The organism is Nocardia goodfellowii (assembly GCF_017875645.1).
Classification (GTDB): domain Bacteria; phylum Actinomycetota; class Actinomycetes; order Mycobacteriales; family Mycobacteriaceae; genus Nocardia; species Nocardia goodfellowii.
Genome location: NZ_JAGGMR010000001.1, coordinates 2,605,024 through 2,620,659, shown reverse-complemented (window position 1 = coordinate 2,620,659; position 15,636 = coordinate 2,605,024). Strand labels below are relative to the sequence as shown.

Annotated in this window: 15 protein-coding genes; 8 read left to right on the top strand and 7 right to left on the bottom strand. The window is 68.6% G+C overall.

Features of this window, described 5'->3' with window-relative positions; all coding sequences use genetic code 11:
* Positions 1–194: 194 nt before the first annotated feature.
* On the bottom strand, positions 195–1,583 hold the full coding sequence (locus BJ987_RS11595) for a cation:dicarboxylate symporter family transporter (RefSeq protein WP_209888047.1): 1,389 nt from the start codon (positions 1,581–1,583) through the stop codon (positions 195–197).
* Positions 1,584–1,714: 131 nt separating this feature from the next.
* Between BJ987_RS11595 and BJ987_RS11590 the strand changes: the two genes are divergently transcribed.
* Positions 1,715–3,292, top strand: a complete 1,578-nt coding sequence (locus BJ987_RS11590; protein WP_209888042.1) for a sensor histidine kinase — start codon at positions 1,715–1,717, stop codon at positions 3,290–3,292.
* Positions 3,289–3,981, top strand: coding sequence for a response regulator (locus tag BJ987_RS11585; RefSeq protein WP_209888039.1), 693 nt, complete (start codon positions 3,289–3,291; stop codon positions 3,979–3,981). Before BJ987_RS11590 ends, BJ987_RS11585 begins: the two co-directional genes overlap by 4 nt.
* A gap of 40 nt (positions 3,982–4,021) precedes the next feature.
* Here the strand turns inward: BJ987_RS11585 and manB are convergent, their stop codons facing one another.
* The 3 genes from manB to rfbD all read right to left on the bottom strand — a co-directional run bounded on the left by manB (position 4,022) and on the right by rfbD (position 7,071).
* A complete protein-coding gene (gene manB / locus BJ987_RS11580) occupies positions 4,022–5,116 on the bottom strand; it encodes a mannose-1-phosphate guanylyltransferase (RefSeq protein ID WP_209888036.1) in 1,095 nt (364 codons plus the stop codon).
* Between the two features lie 72 nt (positions 5,117–5,188).
* The gene (locus BJ987_RS11575) at positions 5,189–6,055 is read right to left on the bottom strand and encodes a glycosyltransferase family 2 protein (RefSeq protein WP_372446934.1); all 867 of its coding nucleotides are present in this window, start codon (positions 6,053–6,055) and stop codon (positions 5,189–5,191) included.
* Positions 6,056–6,207: 152 nt separating this feature from the next.
* Positions 6,208–7,071, bottom strand: a complete 864-nt coding sequence (rfbD, locus tag BJ987_RS11570) for a dTDP-4-dehydrorhamnose reductase (RefSeq protein WP_307869574.1) — start codon at positions 7,069–7,071, stop codon at positions 6,208–6,210.
* A gap of 154 nt (positions 7,072–7,225) precedes the next feature.
* On the opposite strand from rfbD, the gene BJ987_RS11565 reads away from it, so the two are divergent.
* The 4 genes from BJ987_RS11565 (at position 7,226) to BJ987_RS11550 (ending at position 11,092) form a co-directional block, all read left to right on the top strand.
* Positions 7,226–8,677, top strand: coding sequence for an LCP family protein (locus BJ987_RS11565; RefSeq protein WP_209888030.1), 1,452 nt, complete (start codon positions 7,226–7,228; stop codon positions 8,675–8,677).
* Between the two features lie 3 nt (positions 8,678–8,680).
* Positions 8,681–9,391, top strand: coding sequence for a TIGR03089 family protein (locus tag BJ987_RS11560; RefSeq protein ID WP_209888027.1), 711 nt, complete (start codon positions 8,681–8,683; stop codon positions 9,389–9,391).
* A gap of 102 nt (positions 9,392–9,493) precedes the next feature.
* Complete coding sequence (locus tag BJ987_RS11555) at positions 9,494–10,801, top strand: cytochrome P450 (RefSeq protein WP_209888024.1); 1,308 nt, start codon at positions 9,494–9,496, stop codon at positions 10,799–10,801.
* A gap of 15 nt (positions 10,802–10,816) precedes the next feature.
* Positions 10,817–11,092 carry an Rdx family protein gene (locus BJ987_RS11550; protein WP_209888021.1) on the top strand — a complete coding sequence of 92 codons (276 nt, stop codon included), beginning with the start codon at positions 10,817–10,819 and terminating at the stop codon, positions 11,090–11,092.
* On the opposite strand, the gene BJ987_RS11545 is transcribed toward BJ987_RS11550, so the two are convergent.
* Complete coding sequence (locus tag BJ987_RS11545) at positions 11,089–11,490, bottom strand: MerR family transcriptional regulator (RefSeq protein ID WP_209888018.1); 402 nt, start codon at positions 11,488–11,490, stop codon at positions 11,089–11,091. The two genes, BJ987_RS11550 and BJ987_RS11545, sit on opposite strands and share 4 nt — an antisense overlap.
* A gap of 50 nt (positions 11,491–11,540) precedes the next feature.
* Between BJ987_RS11545 and BJ987_RS11540 the strand changes: the two genes are divergently transcribed.
* The gene (locus BJ987_RS11540; RefSeq protein ID WP_209888015.1) at positions 11,541–12,413 is read left to right on the top strand and encodes an NAD(P)-dependent oxidoreductase; all 873 of its coding nucleotides are present in this window, start codon (positions 11,541–11,543) and stop codon (positions 12,411–12,413) included.
* On the opposite strand, the gene BJ987_RS11535 is transcribed toward BJ987_RS11540, so the two are convergent.
* Positions 12,410–12,634, bottom strand: a complete 225-nt coding sequence (locus BJ987_RS11535; RefSeq protein WP_209888012.1) for an FmdB family zinc ribbon protein — start codon at positions 12,632–12,634, stop codon at positions 12,410–12,412. The two genes, BJ987_RS11540 and BJ987_RS11535, sit on opposite strands and share 4 nt — an antisense overlap.
* A 152-nt stretch (positions 12,635–12,786) precedes the next feature.
* Between BJ987_RS11535 and BJ987_RS11530 the strand changes: the two genes are divergently transcribed.
* Positions 12,787–14,373: a carboxylesterase/lipase family protein gene (locus BJ987_RS11530; RefSeq protein WP_209888009.1), complete on the top strand. Its 1,587-nt coding sequence runs from the start codon at positions 12,787–12,789 to the stop codon at positions 14,371–14,373.
* Here BJ987_RS11530 and BJ987_RS11525 read toward each other — a convergent pair.
* Positions 14,366–15,628 carry a cytochrome P450 gene (locus tag BJ987_RS11525; protein ID WP_245365908.1) on the bottom strand — a complete coding sequence of 421 codons (1,263 nt, stop codon included), beginning with the start codon at positions 15,626–15,628 and terminating at the stop codon, positions 14,366–14,368. The two genes, BJ987_RS11530 and BJ987_RS11525, sit on opposite strands and share 8 nt — an antisense overlap.
* Positions 15,629–15,636: the final 8 nt, after the last annotated feature.

Genomic DNA, 15,636 nt, shown 5'->3' with positions numbered 1-15,636 from the left:
CCGAGAGCAGAACCGTATAACGCCTCGGCGCGGCATATGCCACTATCGGAAATCGCGTCCGTTATGCCGGAATACAACGAAGGGCCCGCGGATTCGCGGGCCCTTCGTGGTTGGGTGCGCCGGTGGCCGGTAGAGCGACCGTCCCCCGGCGCTGCCTCGGAGCCCCGGCTTATGGCCGGGACGTCAAGGCCGAATCAAGCCGGTTGCAGGGACTTTTCGGGTTGTTCCGGCTTGGGGTCTTCGGGGGTGGTTTCGACGGGGCCGTGGTCGTCGACCATCGTGGTCTCGTCGAAGGGGATCTCCTTGTTCAGCACCGCGCGCACCCGCTCGGGATCGAGGGTTTTGGTCCAGGTGCCGATCAGCACGGTGGCGACCGCGTTGCCGGAGAAGTTGGTGACCGCTCGCGCCTCGGACATGAACCGGTCGATGCCGACGATCAGCCCGACGCCGTCGAGCAATTCCGGCCGGTGGCTCTGCAGGCCGCCGGCCAGCGTGGCCAGGCCCGCGCCGGTGACGCCCGCCGCGCCCTTCGACGCCACGATCATGAACACCAGCAGTCCGATCTGCTCGCCGATGCTCAGCGGCTTGCCCATCGCGTCGGCGATGAAGATCGAGGCCATGGTCAGGTAGATGGCGGTGCCGTCGAGGTTGAACGAATATCCGGTCGGCACAACGACACCCACGGTCGTCTTCTCCACACCGAGGTGCTCCATCTTCGCGATCAGACGCGGCAGCGCCGACTCCGAGGACGAGGTGCCCACGATCAACATGTACTCCCGCGCCAGGTAGCGCACCAGCTTGAAGATCGAGACCCGCGAGACCACCCGGATCAGCACGCCCAGCACGCCGAAGACGAACACCAGGCAGGTCAGGTAGAAGGCGAGCATCAGCGTGGCCAACTGCACCACCGCGGACCAGCCGGTCTTGCCGACGACGGTCGCGATCGCACCGAAGGCGCCGATGGGGGCCAGCCACAGGATCATCACCAGGACCCGGAACACCAGCTTCTGCATGGCCGCGATGCCGCGCAGAATCGGTTCGCCGGTCTTGCCCATGGCCTGCAAGGCGAAGCCGACCAGCAGTGCGACGAACAACGCCTGCAGCACACTGCCCGAGGTCAGCGAGGACACCAGCGTCGTCGGGACGATGCCCTGGATGAATTCCCAGGTGCCGCCGGCGGCGTGCGCCTGATCGGCGTACTTGGCGCCCTGGCTGGCGGCGGCCTTGCTGATGTTCATGCCCGAGCCGGGCTCGAGCAGGTTTCCGACCACCAGGCCGATGCCCAGCGCGGCGGTGGACATGATCAAGAAGTAGCCGAACGCCAGGCCGCCGACCTTGCCGACGGTGGCCGCGGCGCGCACCGAACCGATACCCAGCACGATGGTGCAGAAGATGACTGGCGCGATCATCATCTTGATCAGGTTGACGAAGATCTTGCCCAGTGGTTCCAAGGAGACCGCGAAGTCCGGGGCGACTTTGCCGACGATGACGCCCGCGACAACCGCCGCCAGCACGCCCAGATATAGCCAGTGGGTGCGATCGCGCTTGGGCGCGCTCGTCACCTGTTGAGTTGTGTCGCTCATGGCGAAGATTGCCTTCCGAAGGTACCGGCGTGAACGGGCCTGTGGACCCCTGTGCAAAATAATGACGACCCGGGTGACTTGGGTCACGGTTTATTGCATTACGTTCAGCTTGTGCGTTCGGAGGTCGACTGGTGAGTAGGGGTCGACTATCCCTCGCCGGACAAGCCTTCGTGTTGCAGCTGATCGTCATCGCGCTGGTGATCGGCATCGGGGCGGTGCTGGCGGTATTCGACGCCCGGCGCACCAGCGATCTGACCACCGAGCAAGAAACCATCGATGTCGCGGTGACCGTCGCGAAGGTTCCCTCCACCGCGGCCGCGGTCCTCTCCCCCGACCCGACCGGCCTCCTGCAACCGGTGACGGAGGCGATCCGCACCCAGACCGGCATGGATTTCATCGTGGTGATGGCGACGGACCGAACCCGGTTCACCCACACCAATCCCGCGCAGATCGGTCACCCGTTCAGCGGCAATATCGACCGCGCGCTCGCCGGGGAGACCTTCACCGAAACCTTCACCGGCACTCTCGGCCCCTCCATCCGCGCGGTCACGCCGGTGCGCGACGAGTCCGGGCGGATCATCGCGCTGGTGTCCGCGGGTGTGACGCGGGCGCGGATCAGCGAGGAGATCGGCCATCAGCTGCCGAAGATCATGGGTGTGGCGCTGGCGGGCCTGCTGGTCGCGGCGGCCGGATCGTTTCTGCTGAGCCGCCGACTACGCCGCCAGACCCACGGGCTCGCACCCGACGAACTCCGGGTGATGTACGAGCAGCACGACGCGGTGCTGCACTCCATCCACGAAGGTCTGGTCGTCTTCGGCGCGAAGGAGGAGGCCGAGGTGGTGAACGACCAGGCGCGCCGGCTGCTCGACCTGCCGGACGGACCGGTGCGGCGCACGGATCTGCCGGTCTCGATGCAGCGGCTGAGCTGGGAGGTGGTGCGCGACGAGATGCACGTCACCGGGGACCGGATCCTGCTCGTCAACCAGGACATCGTGCAGTCCGGCCGCAGACCGCTCGGCACCGTGATGACGATCCGCGACCACACCGAATTGCGCACGGTGATGGGCGAACTCGACTCGGTGCGCGGTTTCGCCGAATCGCTGCGCGCGCAAGCCCACGAATCGGCGAACCGGCTGCACACCGTGGTCACCATGGTGGAACTCGGCAAACACGAGGAGGCCGTACAGTTCGCCACCGCCGAACTCGAGCTCTCGCAGAATCTGATCGACCGCCTGCTCGCCGCCGTCGGCGATCCCGCCCTGGCGGCGCTGCTGCTGGGCAAAGTGAACCAGGCCGCCGAACGCGGCGTCGAACTCACCATTTCCGAGGACACCGCGCTCGATTCGACCGCGCCGCTGTCCGCCCACGAGGCCGTCACCCTGGTCGGGAACCTCATCGACAACGCTATCGACGCGGCGGCGGAACTACCCGAGGGCTGGGTGGAAGTGACTGTCCGGCAGCAGGATTCCGCCTTGCTGGTGCGGGTGGCCGACAGCGGCCCGGGCATGTCCCCGGAAGTCTTCGCCCACGCCGCCGAACGCGGCTACACCACCAAATCCGACCATCAGGGTCTCGGGCTCGCGCTGGTGCATCGGCTGGTCGGCCGCCACGGCGGCGTCATCGGCACCGAGCGTGACCCGGAAAGTGCGGTGACCGTGGCAATCCCCCGGTCGGCCGCGAATATCTCAGTTAGACAGGAACAGTCGTGATCCGAGTGCTCATCGTCGAGGACGAACCCTTGATCGCCGAGGCGCACCGCGCCTACGTCACCCGCATCGAGGGCTTCACCCCGGTCGGCATCGCCCACACCGGCCGCGACGCCATGCGCGCCGCCGCCGAAGCCGCCGCCGAGGGCACGCCGATCGACCTGGTGCTGATGGACATCGGCCTGCCCGACACCAGCGGCCTCGAGGTCGCCGCCGCCCTGTCCGGGCTCGCACCGCGCCCCGACGTCATCGCCATCACCTCGGCCCGCGATCTCACCATGGTCCGCACCGCCGTCTCGCACGGCGTCGTCCTCTACCTGCTCAAGCCGTTCACCTTCGCGGCCTTCCGGGAGAAACTAGAGCGCTACCGCGAGTTCCGGACCGCCTTGCCCGCCGGGGAGTCCGCGATCACCCAGAACGACATCGATCGGGCCCTGTCCGCGCTGCGCACCACCGATCAGCGCGCCAGTGCGCCCAAAGGCGTCGCGCCGCAGACGCTGGAGGAAATCTCGCGCGTCGTCCGGGACGCCACCGAGGGTATGACCGCGGCCGACACCGCCACCTCCATCGGCGTCTCGCGCATCACGGCATGGAGGTACCTGGAAAAGCTCGCCGATGACGGATTGGTGTTGCGCCGGTCCGACTACGGTCGTGCGGGCCGACCCAAGACGCGCTACCTCTGGAAGAGCTAAGCGCTGTCCCGGCCGTAAGCGGGCGGGACGAGGGCGGTACTCAGACGTCGGTGGAGAAGCGGATGCCGCCGTCGGGAATCTCGACGCCGGGCCAGACCCGCGCGCCGCGCAGCAGCTCACAGCGGGCACCGACATGAGCGCCGTCGCCGATGACGCCGTCGCGCACGAGGGCGCGCGGGCCGATCCGGGCGCCGAAACCGATGATGGACCGTTCGACGGTGGCACCGGCCTCGATGACCGCGCCGTCGAAGACCACCGCACCGTCGAGGCGGGCGCCCGCGCCGATCTCCGCGCCGCGACCGACGACCGTGCCGCCGATCAGCAGCGCGCCCGGGGCGACACCGGCGCTCGGATGGACCAGGGATTCGCCGCGCTGGCCGGGCAGCGCGGGCGAGGGGGCGATGCCGCGGACGAGATCGGCGGAGCCGCGGACGAAATCCTCGGGGGTGCCCATATCGCGCCAGTAGGACGAGTCGACGTGGCCCTGCACCTTCGCACCCTCGGCCAGCAGCGCGGGGAAGACCTCGCGTTCCACCGAGACCGGGCGGCCGGGCGGGATCTTCTCGATGTATTCGCGCCGGAAGACGTAGCAGCCGGCGTTGATCTGATCGGTCGGCGGATCCTGGGTCTTCTCCAGAAACGCGGTGACCCGGCCGTTCTCGTCGGTGGGTACGCAGCCGAAGGCGCGCGGGTCGCTGACCCGGACCAGGTGCAGGGTGACGTCGGCGTTGGTGTTCTCGTGCGTGTCGAGGATCGCGCCGAGGTCGGTGCCGCCGAGCACGTCACCGTTGAAGACCATCACATTGTCGGCGCGCAGCTTGGACAGCACGTTGCGGATGCCGCCGCCGGTGCCGAGCGGCTCGGTCTCGGTGACGTATTCGAGGTCCAGGCCGAGTTCGGAGCCGTCACCGAAGTGTTCCTCGAACACCTCGGCCTTGAACGAGGTGCCGAGCACGACGTGGGTGATCCCGGCCTCGGCGATGCGAGCCAGCAGGTGGGTGAGGAACGGCAGACCGGCCGTCGGCAGCATCGGCTTGGGCGCCGACAGGGTGAGCGGACGCAGCCTGGTGCCCTGGCCACCGACCAGGATGACCGCGTCGGTGCCGCCCGCGCTCTTTGCGGAATCGCTGCCCATCAAGTTCCCCGTTCACTTCTGGATCGTGCTCCGCCGGCGCACAAGCCCGGTTCAGGCTAGCTTGCTGTGCGGCTACTGAGCTGCTTCGCGCGCCTGCTGGCGCAGCGCCGATCGAACCGCAATCCGCTCCCGAATCGCAAGTCCGGCCCGCAGCGCCAGCCGCAGCGGCGCCTGCCACCAGTGCGGATGCCGGTCGGCCTGGAAGCGGTAGGCGCTGGCGTGGTGCGCGGGCAGCATCAGTTCCGGATGCTTGCCGGCGGCATGGCCTTTGGCATGGGTGACCTCGGCGGTCGGCACGAACACGTTGTGCCAGCCGGCCTGGCCCATGCGATCGCCGAAGTCCACGTCCTCCATGTACATGAAGTAGCGGGAATCGAAGCCGTCGATGGAGTCGAAGGCCTTGCGCCGCACCAGCAGGCAGGAGCCGGACAGCCAGCCGACGGTCCGCTCGGCGATCTGCTCGTTGTCGCGGCGGTAGCGCTGGGTCCACGGGTTGCCGGGCCATACCGAACCGAGGATGGCATGACCGGCGCCGTCCAGCAGGCCGGGCACGGAGCGGGCAGACGGGTAGATGCTGCCGTCGGGTTCGCGCACCAGCGGGCCCAGGGCGCCCGCGCGCGGCCAGCGCTGGGCGGCGGTGAGCAGCTGGTCGATCGAGTCGGTGCCCCAGCGGATGTCCGGATTGGCGATGACGATGAATTCGATGTCCGGGTCGATCTCGGCGACCGCCCGGTTGATGGCGCCGCCGTAGCCGATATTGCCGCCGGTGCGCAGCAGGCGCACGTGCGCGTTGGCCTCGGCGGCGAGCTCGGGCGTCCCGTCGGTGGAGCCGTTGTCGGCCAGGATCACCTGCGGTTTCTCGCTGGTCGCGGTGGCCAGGGTGGAGATGAAGTGCTCGAGGTGTTCGCCGGGTGAATAGGTCACCGTGACGACGGCCAGGCCACCAGGGGCCAACTTTTCGGAAGCGGCTGTGTTCTCGGTCCGCTCGCTGCGCTCACTCACGGGCACGAAGCCTAGTCGCCGGACCCGGACCGTGCGCCCCCGAGTCCCGCGAGCCGGAAGTTCCAGCTGCCGAATGTTTGCCGAAACCCCTAGGTGCCGTGTGTATTTCGCTGTACCGCGGCATGCAGGGCCGCCCGCCAAGGGCGCAGCGGGGTGAGCCCTGCCGCGATCCAGGACCGGTCCGACAGCACCGAATACGCCGGGCGCGGTGCGGGTCTCGGAAACGCCGACGAGTCGCACGGCCGCACCCGGGCGGGGTCCGCGCCGACCTCGTCGAAGACCGCGCGGGCGAGATCGAACCAGGTGGCCTGGCCCGCGTTGGTGGCGTGCAGCAGCCGCGGCGCGTCCGGACGGGACGCCAGCTCGAGCAGACCGGCGGCGAGGTCCGCGGCGTAGGTGGGCGACCCGAGTTGATCGTCGACCACGTCGACGGTCTCGCGTTCGCCTTCCAGCCGCCGCATCGTGCCGACGAAGTCACCCGCGCCACCCACGTACACCCACGCGGTGCGCACGATGTGGGCCGGGGCGCCGGAAGCCAGGATCGCCTGCTCCCCCGCCAGCTTCGAGCGACCGTAAACCGTTGCGGGTCCGGTCGTATCGGCCGTGTCATAAGGCCGATTGTGGGTACCACCGAAGACATAGTCGGTCGAGAGATGAATGAGCCGGGCATCGGCCCGCGCGCAGGCGGCGGCGAGGACGGCGGGTCCGGTCGCATTGGCGGCGAAAGCGGCCTCGGGGTCGGTTTCGGCTCGATCCACGGCGGTGTAGGCGGCGCAGTTGAGCACCACGGTTCCCGGGGTGACCACCGTGGCCACCGCGTCGGCGTCGGTGATGTCGAGGTCATCGCGGCCGTAGGCGCGCGCGCCGGGCGCCAGGCGCAGCAGCTCGCGTCCCACTTGGCCGCGCGCGCCGGTCACGACGAGGTGAGCAAACGTTTCGGACGATCCGGTCACGGAGTGCAGTCTGGCACGCCGTGCAGCCTGCGGGTGCGCTCCGGCGCGGTAACCGCCGGTTAGCCTTGAGCGCCAAGTCGTCCGGGGGCAGGCATCGGAACGGTTGCGGGGGCAGCGGGAAGCGGGCATCGGTTCAGTTGGAAGGACGCTGGAAGTGACTGAAGAGAGATCGGTTGGTCTGGGTCGCATCGTGGTCGCCGCCGCGGCCGCGCTGGTGCTCGTCTTCACCGGATTCGCGTGGCGCAGTGTCGATTCGCTGGTCTCGGGCATCGAGCGGATCAGCAATCTCGGCCTGGGCGGACAGCGTGACGGCGCCACCGACATCCTGCTGGTCGGCGTGGACAGCCGCACCGACGCGCACGGCAACCCGCTGAGCGAGGAAGAACGGGCCATGCTGCACGCCGGCGACGAGGTCGGCATGAACACCGACACCATCATGCTGGTGCGCGTCCCGAACGACGGCCGGTCCGCGACCGCCATTTCCATCCCCCGCGACAGCTATGTCGAGGTACCGGGCATCGGTCCGAGCAAGATCAATTCGGCCTACGGCGCCACCAAGCTGAGTCTGAAGGAAAAACTGCTCGCCCAGGGCGTCTCGGACTCCTCGGCGGAAACGCAAGCCGTCCAGGCCGGACGGCAGGCCCTGATCAAGTCCGTCGGTACCCTCACCGGTCTCACCGTCGACCATTACGCGGAGATCAGTTTTCTCGGCTTCGTGCTGCTCACCGATGCCGTCGGCGGCGTGGAGGTCTGCCTGAACGAGCCGGTGGACGAGTGGATGTCGGGTGCGGACTTCCCGGCCGGCCGCCAGCGACTCGACGGGGCACAGGCGCTGAGCTTCGTCCGTCAGCGGCACAACCTGCCGCGCGGTGACATCGACCGGATCGTGCGCCAGCAGGTGTTCCTGGCGCAGTTGACCAATCAGATGCTGAGCGCGAAAACCCTCAGCAACCCGGTCCGGTTGCAGCAGCTCAGCGAGGCGGTGGGCCGCACGGTGGTGCTGGACGGCAGCTGGGACGTGCTCGCGTTCCTCAAACAGCTCAAGGATCTGTCCGGCGGGCACGTGCGATTCGAGACCATCCCGGTGGCTGACCTCAACGGCATGACCAGCAACGGCGAATCCGTGGTCCGGGTGGAGCCGCGCATGGTGAAGGCGTTCGTCTCCGCGCTGGTGGACGGCAACACCGACGAAGCCGAGGAACCCAGCTTCGATCCGGCGACCGTGACGGTGAACGTGCTCAATGCCAGCGGTATCGGCGGGCTGGCCTCGAAGGTGTCCCAAGCGTTGGCCGCCAAGGGTTTCCAGGCCGGTCAGGTCGGCAACTACAACGGCGGCAGCGTGATGAGCACCCGGGTGCTGGCGTCGAGCACGTCGAACGCCAAGGCCAAGGAGGTGGCCCGGCTGCTGGGCGGGCTCACGGTGGTCGCGGATCCGATGATGTCGCCGGAAGCTGTCAGCGTCGTGCTGGCAAGCGACTATTCTGGGCCGGGCTCGGCCGCGAGTTCCCTGTTCGACTTCACCGGTTCCTCGTCGACATCGGCGACACCGGTGCCACCCGCCCCGCCGATCTCCGCTGGCCAGAACGGACCGAAATGCGTGAACTGAACAATGCGTGAGCACACGACACTGACCGAGTTGGTACTGGAGCCGATCCTGGCCCGCGAACCCGCCGCCCCCCGGGTCACCTACTACGACGACGCCACCGGCGCCCGGATCGAACTGTCCGGGCTGACGCTGGCGAATTGGGCGGCCAAAACCGCCAATCTCATTCGCGACGAATTCGGCCTCACGCCGGGCGCGCGGGTGGCGGTGCTGTTGCCCGCGCATTGGCAGACCGCGGCGGTGCTGCTGGGCTGCTGGTGGGCCGGCGCGGAAGTCGTGCTGCGGCCGGATCCGGATGCCGAGCTGGCGCTGGTGACGGCCGCGCGCCTCGACGACGCCGACGACATCGCCGAAGTCGCGGCGCTGTCCCTGGATCCGCTCGGCGCGCCGGTCCGCGATCTGCCCCTGGGCGTCACCGATTTCGCGACGCACGTGCGGGTGCACGGTGACCAGTTCCTGCCGCGCGGCGCGGGTGTCGCGCTGGAGGGCTTGCCGGTCGCCGAGGTGCTGGCCGCGGCGAAGCTGTCCGCCATGCGCCAGGATTTCGGCGAGGGCGACCGAGTGCTGTCCAGCACGCCGTGGGAGACCGAGGCGGAGGTGATCGACGGGTTCGTCGCGGTGCTGGCGGCGGGCGCGTCGCTGGTGCAGGTGGTGAATCCGGATCCGGCGGCCCAGGATCGGCGCATCGCCACCGAGCGGGTTACCGCCCAGCGTTGAGGCTCCTACCCAGGTATAGGCAGTCTTCCGACCGGAGAACGTTCTCAGCGTCGTCAGCGATCCGTACGGTGTAACTATCCGCGACGACGAGGTTGGTGAGAGATGAAGCCCCAGTATTGGTTCCGGTGGTTCTCGGTACAGGGTCTGCCCCGCTTGGTCTTGCGCACGCAAGCCCGGCGCGGGCAGCCCTTCGCCCAATTGATGGGCGGCCCGGAGGGTTTCACCGATCCCTACCCGTTGATCGAACAGCTCCGCGGCCAGGGCCGCTTGGTGCGCACGCCGATCGCGTGGGCCACCGCCGACTACGAGCTGATCCGGACGATTTTGCGAGACAACCGGTTCGGGGTCCGCACCAAGGAGAGCTTCAATATTCCGAAGCCCTTGCAGAAGCTCGCCGACCGATTCCCGCTGCCGCCCAGTCCGGTCGAGCCGCCGTCGATGCTGGTGATCGATCCGCCCGAGCACACCAAGATGCGCCGGCCGGTCGCGTCGGCGTTCACTCCGCGTGCCATCCAGCGGTTGCGCGACCGGGTGGAGACGGTCACCGAGGAATTGCTGGCGGAGTTGCCGTCGGGCGGTTCGGCCGACCTCATCGCCTCCTACGCCGCGCAGGTGCCGATCGCGATCATCTCCGAGATGCTCGGCTTTCCGCGCGAGGACAAGGAGATGTTCCTGGCCTGGGGCGATGCCGCGACACCGCTGCTCGACGTCGGCATCTCCCGCCGGGCGCACCGCACCGCGCTCGACGCCATGGAGGTGATGAACCACTACCTCGACGGACACATCGAACGGCTGCGCCGCGAACCGGGCGAGGACATTCTGTCCAGCCTGGTCACCGCGGGCGAGCTCGATACCTACGGGTTGAAGGCCACCGCCAGCCTGCTCATGGGCGCGGGCTTCGAGACCACCGTCAATCTCATCGGAAACGGTGTCGTCCAGCTGCTTTCGCATCCCGACCAACTGGATCGGCTGCGTGCCGAGCCGGAGTTGTGGCCGAACGCGGTCGAAGAGGTACTGCGCATCGACGCCCCCGTGCAGACCACCGCCCGCACCGCGCTCGAGGACATCGAGCTGGCGGGCATCCAGCTGCGCAAAGGCAATACCGTGGTCGTGTCGCTGGCCGGCGCCAATCGGGATCCGGAGGTGTTCGCCGACCCGACCCGCTTCGATGTCGGCCGCGCGAATGCCAAGGATCACCTGACTTTCAGCAGCGGCGTGCATGTCTGTCTCGGCGCGAGCCTGGCCCGCATGGAAGCCACCTACGCGCTGCGCGCCCTGTTCGACCGCTTCCCCGACCTGCGATTGGCGGGCCCGCCGCAGCGCCGCGAACTGTTCACGCTGCACGGCTACGAACGACTGCCGGTCCGGCTCGGCCGCAGCGCCCAGACCCCGGTGACCACGGCGGTCTGAACTAGCGTTGACGCCATGGCACGCGTCGCGATCGAGTACTGCACCCAATGCCGCTGGCTGCTCCGGGCAAGCTGGATGGCACAGGAGCTGCTGAGTACCTTCGGCACCGAACTCGGCGAGGTCGCGCTGATTCCGGGCGAAGGCGGGGTTTTCCGGATCACCGTCGACGGCGAACAAGTATGGGAACGCAAGGCCGACGGCGGTTTCCCGGAGATCGCGGTGCTCAAGCAGCGGGTGCGGGACCGGGTCGCGCCGGAACGCGACCTCGGCCACGCCGACCGCACCGGCTAGGCCGGCAGGCGCTCCAGTTCGTCGAAGGGCGGATAGTTCTCGCTGCCGGTACGCTCGGCCGCCGCGATGTAATCGGTGAGCGCGGCGCGGGATCGAGCGAGCCGGTCCATCTGCTCCTCCAGCCGCAGCAGCCGGGATCGCATGGCGGCCAGCAATTCCGGGCACCCCAGCAACTCCGGGGCTTCGCCGACCGCGCAGGGCAGCAGGTAGGCGATGTCCTCGGAGGACAGCCCGGCCGCGAGCAGATGCCGGATCTGCCGCACCCGCAGCACGGCCTCCTCGTCGTATTCGCGATAACCGTTACCCGAGCGCTGCGCCGCCAGCAGGCCCTGGGATTCGTAATAGCGCAATTGATGTGCGTTGACGCCCGTCCGGCGACCCAGTTCCCCGATACGCATCGAAAACCTCACTTGACCTTCACACCGGTATCAACGTTGACGATGGTCCCATGACCAACGAAACCACTGCCTCGGTGACCGTCCTCGGACTCGGCTTGATGGGCCGGGCACTCGCCGGAGCGTTCCTGACCGCCGGTCACACCACCACAGTGTGGAATCGGACCGCCGCCAAAGCCGACCAGCTGATCGACGCGGGTGCGCTGCTCGCGCCGACGGTATCCGACGCGCTGCGGGCCAGCTCGCTGACGATCGTCTGCCTGACCGACTACCCGGCCGTATACGAGCTGCTCGCCGACGCAGAGCTGGACGGCACGACGCTGCTGAATCTGACCTCCGGTTCCGCCGGTCAGGCGCGGGAAGCCGCGCGCTGGGCCGAGCAACGCGGCGCGCGCTACCTGGACGGCGCCGTCATGGCGGTTCCACCGGCTATCGGGACCGCGGAGGCGGTGATTCTGCACAGCGGCCCGGAGTCGGATTTCCAGGCGCACGAACCGGCGCTCACGGCACTGGGCACCGTCGCCTATCTCGGGTCTGATCACGGGCTGGCGTCCCTGTACGACGTCGCGGGCCTGGCCATGATGTGGAGTGTGCTCAACGCCTGGTTGCAAGGCACCGCGATGCTCCGGACGGCGGGCGTGGATGCCGCGACCTTCGCCCCGTTCGCGCGCCAGATCGCTGCCGGGGTGGCGGACTGGCTACCCGGATACGCCGAGCAGGTCGACCGCGGCGCCTATCCGGCCGAGGTGTCGGCCCTGTCGACCGATGTGCGGGCAATGGGCCACCTGATCGAGGAGGCCGAGGCGCTCGGCGTCAACGCCGAACTGCCGAGATTGTTCAAGGCGATGGCCGACCGCTCGGTCGCCGCCGGCCATGGCGGGGAGCAGTATCCCGTGCTGATCGAGGAATTCGCCAAGCCCCGCTAGCTACAGCAACCGCCGCCACAGCAACCGCCGGCGGCGGGGCGCGCCGCGGGAACGGGGGCCGGCATCCCGCCGCCGCGTTGCACGGTGGCGAAGGTGGTCAGCAGCTTGACGGTGTCGTCGTGGCCGCTCGGGCAGTTCGCGGGGTCGGCGGATTCCGCCATGGGCCGGGACACCTCGAAGGTGTCCCCACAGGTCCGGCACCGGAAGTTGTAGCTCGGCATCGCGCCAGCGTATCGCCTGACCGAGGTTCCGTGCGGTTTCCGGCCGCTCTCACCCCCGCGAAGTACTCTCGAAAGAGGGATCAGAGGGTGCAGACCCCGGTGGCCGCAAACTTTCAGCGCGTTCGCGGGGTCGCGAGCAGGAGGTGCGGACCATGACGACGCAGTTCGAAACCGAACCCGACGCCGAACTAGGTGCGGCCGGCCCCGTCGTACCGACCACCTCGGGCCGGGTCCGCGGCCACTGGGACGGCCCGGTCGCGGTCTGGCGTTCGATCCCCTACGCGGCCCCGGTCACCGGCGCGAACCGCTTCCGCCCGCCGGCGCCGCCCGAGCGCTGGGACGGTATCCGCGATTGCGCGCTGTTCGGCGACATCGCCCCACAGACCATGGGCACTATGGTGCCGGTCGATTCGGTGCTGACCATGGGCGAGGACTGTCTGTGGCTGAATGTCTGGTCGCCGCCGAACAGTGTGGGCGACAAGGCATCCGGTGATCCGCGCCCGGTCATGGTGTGGGTGCACGGCGGCGCCTACTGCCTCGGTACCGCCGCGCAGGCCATCTACGACGGTCGCAAACTGGCCGAAACCGGTGACGTGGTGGTGGTCGGGGTCAACTACCGGATTGGCGCGCTCGGCTTCCTCGACCTGTCCTCGCTGTCCGACGGCTTCACCCCGAATCTGGGCTTGCACGATCAGATCGCCGCCCTGGAGTGGGTCCGCGACAATATCGCCGGCTTCGGCGGGGATCCCGGCAATGTGACGCTGTTCGGTGAATCCTCCGGTGCGGGCTGTGTCACCGCGCTGATGACCGCGCCGCGGACCAGCGGGCTGTTCCACAAGGCGATCGCGCAGAGTCCGCCCGCCACCACGGTGCTCAGCAGAGAAAGAGCCGAGGTCAATGCCCGGCGGTTCCTGGAACTTCTGGAACTTTCGCCGGCCCAGGCGACAGACCTGATCGATCTGCCCGTCGCCCGGCTGGTGCAGGCGGCCGGTGTGCTGCTGGACGAGGTGCCGCTGAAGGAGCCCGGCCGGTTGGCGGCAGCCCCGGTGGTGGACGGTGATCTGTTGCCCGAGTTACCGATCCGGCGCTTCCAGCTCGGCCGCTCGCACCGGATGCCGCTGATCATCGGCACCAACAAAGACGAGGCCTCACTGTTCCGCCTGTTCCGCTCACCGATCATGCCGGTCACGCCGGACGCGGTGAACCTCATGCTGAACGATGTCGCCGCGGGCCACCCGGGCATGTCGGCCGAGCGCATCGCCGAGATCACCTCCGCTTATCCGGATCTCACGAAAACCCGCGGCGCCCTGGCCATGTCGACCGACGCGGCGTTCCGCATGCCCGCGCACTGGGTAGCCGAAGCGCACGCCCAGCACTCGCCGACCTGGACCTACCGTTTCGACCATGCCACCCCGATGCTGCGCGCGGCCCGCGTCGGCGCCGGGCACGCCACCGAATTGCCCTATGTCTTCGGCAATTTCGGCACGCTGAACCATGACCCGACGTTCTGGCTCGGCGGGCGCAAAGTGGCGAGCGAGGTTTCCGGGCGAATGATGCGGCGCTGGCTGGCCTTCGCCGCGCACGGCGTGCCCGCGGCGCTGGACGGGTCCAAGCATTGGCCGCCCTACCGGCCGGCCAACCGCGCCACGCTGCTCATCGACGCCATCGATCGCGTGGTGGACAATCCGGACGGGGACCTGCACGCGGCCTGGGGCGATCAGGCCGTCGGCTTCAGCTGACCGCGGTTTCGGCTGCCCGGCCGAGCTGGACCGGGAGGCGTTCGTAACCGTGCAGTGTGAGCGTGTCACGGTGCCGCGGTTCGCCATCGAGTCGCAGGTCGGGGAAGCGGTCGAACAACGCGCGGACGGCATGGGTGGCTTCCATGCGGGCCAGGCTGGCCCCGAGGCAGACGTGCACACCGCTGCTGAAAGACAGGTGTTCCCTGGCATTTTCGCGCGCAACGTCGAAGCGGTGCGGATCCTCGAAGACGGCGGGATCACGGTTGGCGCCGGCCAGCGACACCACGACGAGGGTGTTTTCGCGCAATGCGACACCGCCGAGTTCGAGCGGTACCAGAGCGAGGCGGGCGGTGTTCTGGACCGGTGCGTCCAGCCGCAGGGATTCCTCGATCGCGTTGGGCCACAGGCCGGGCTCGGCGCGCAGGCGCGCCAGCTGGCCGGGGTTCTCCAGCAGACGCACTACACAATTGCCGATCAGGTTCACCGTCGTCTCGAAACCGGCCGCCATGAGCAATCCGGCGGTGGCTTTGAGTTCGCGGTCGTCGAGTTCACCCGAGGTGACGAGACTGGACAGGATGTCTTCGCCCGGTTCGCGGCGCAACCGTGCCAGATGCGCGTCGAGGTAGGTGTCCATCCGGTCCTGGGAGGCGAAGGCGCGGCGGAAACGCGGCCAGTCCAGGCCGATGTCGAACAGCGGCGCGATGTGACCGCCCCACTCCAGGAACATCGCGCGGTCCTGCTGCGGAAAGCCGAGGATGTCGGTGATGATCGCGCTCGGTACCTGCGCGGCGAACGCTTCGATCAGGTCGGCCGAACCCTCGGCGGGGAACGCGTCGAGCAATTCTGTAGTGACCGACTCCACGCGCTCGCGTAGCCGGGCGGTGGCGCGCGGAGTGAACGCGGAGGTGACCGGACGGCGCATCCTGGCGTGCTCGGGCGGGTCGATCACCAGCATGGACGGAGGTTCGACCGGGTTCGCCGGCAGCGGCAGGCGATCGGCCAGCAGTGCCATCAGCGCCGCCGCCTTGCTGTCGACGCTGCCCGCGGGCACCTTGCCGAAGCGGTTGTCGCGCACCACGATCCGGGCCAATTCGTGATCGACGGTGACCTTCGCCAGCGGCGTGTGCACCACCCGGCCCTGCGCTCGCAACCCGTCGATGAGTCCGAACGGGTCGGCGGGACGCCCGGCGCCCCCGAGCAATCGCGCGAACGGGTCACCGGCGCGCGCGTGCTTACGCACCGCGAAACGCAGCATGCCCTGCA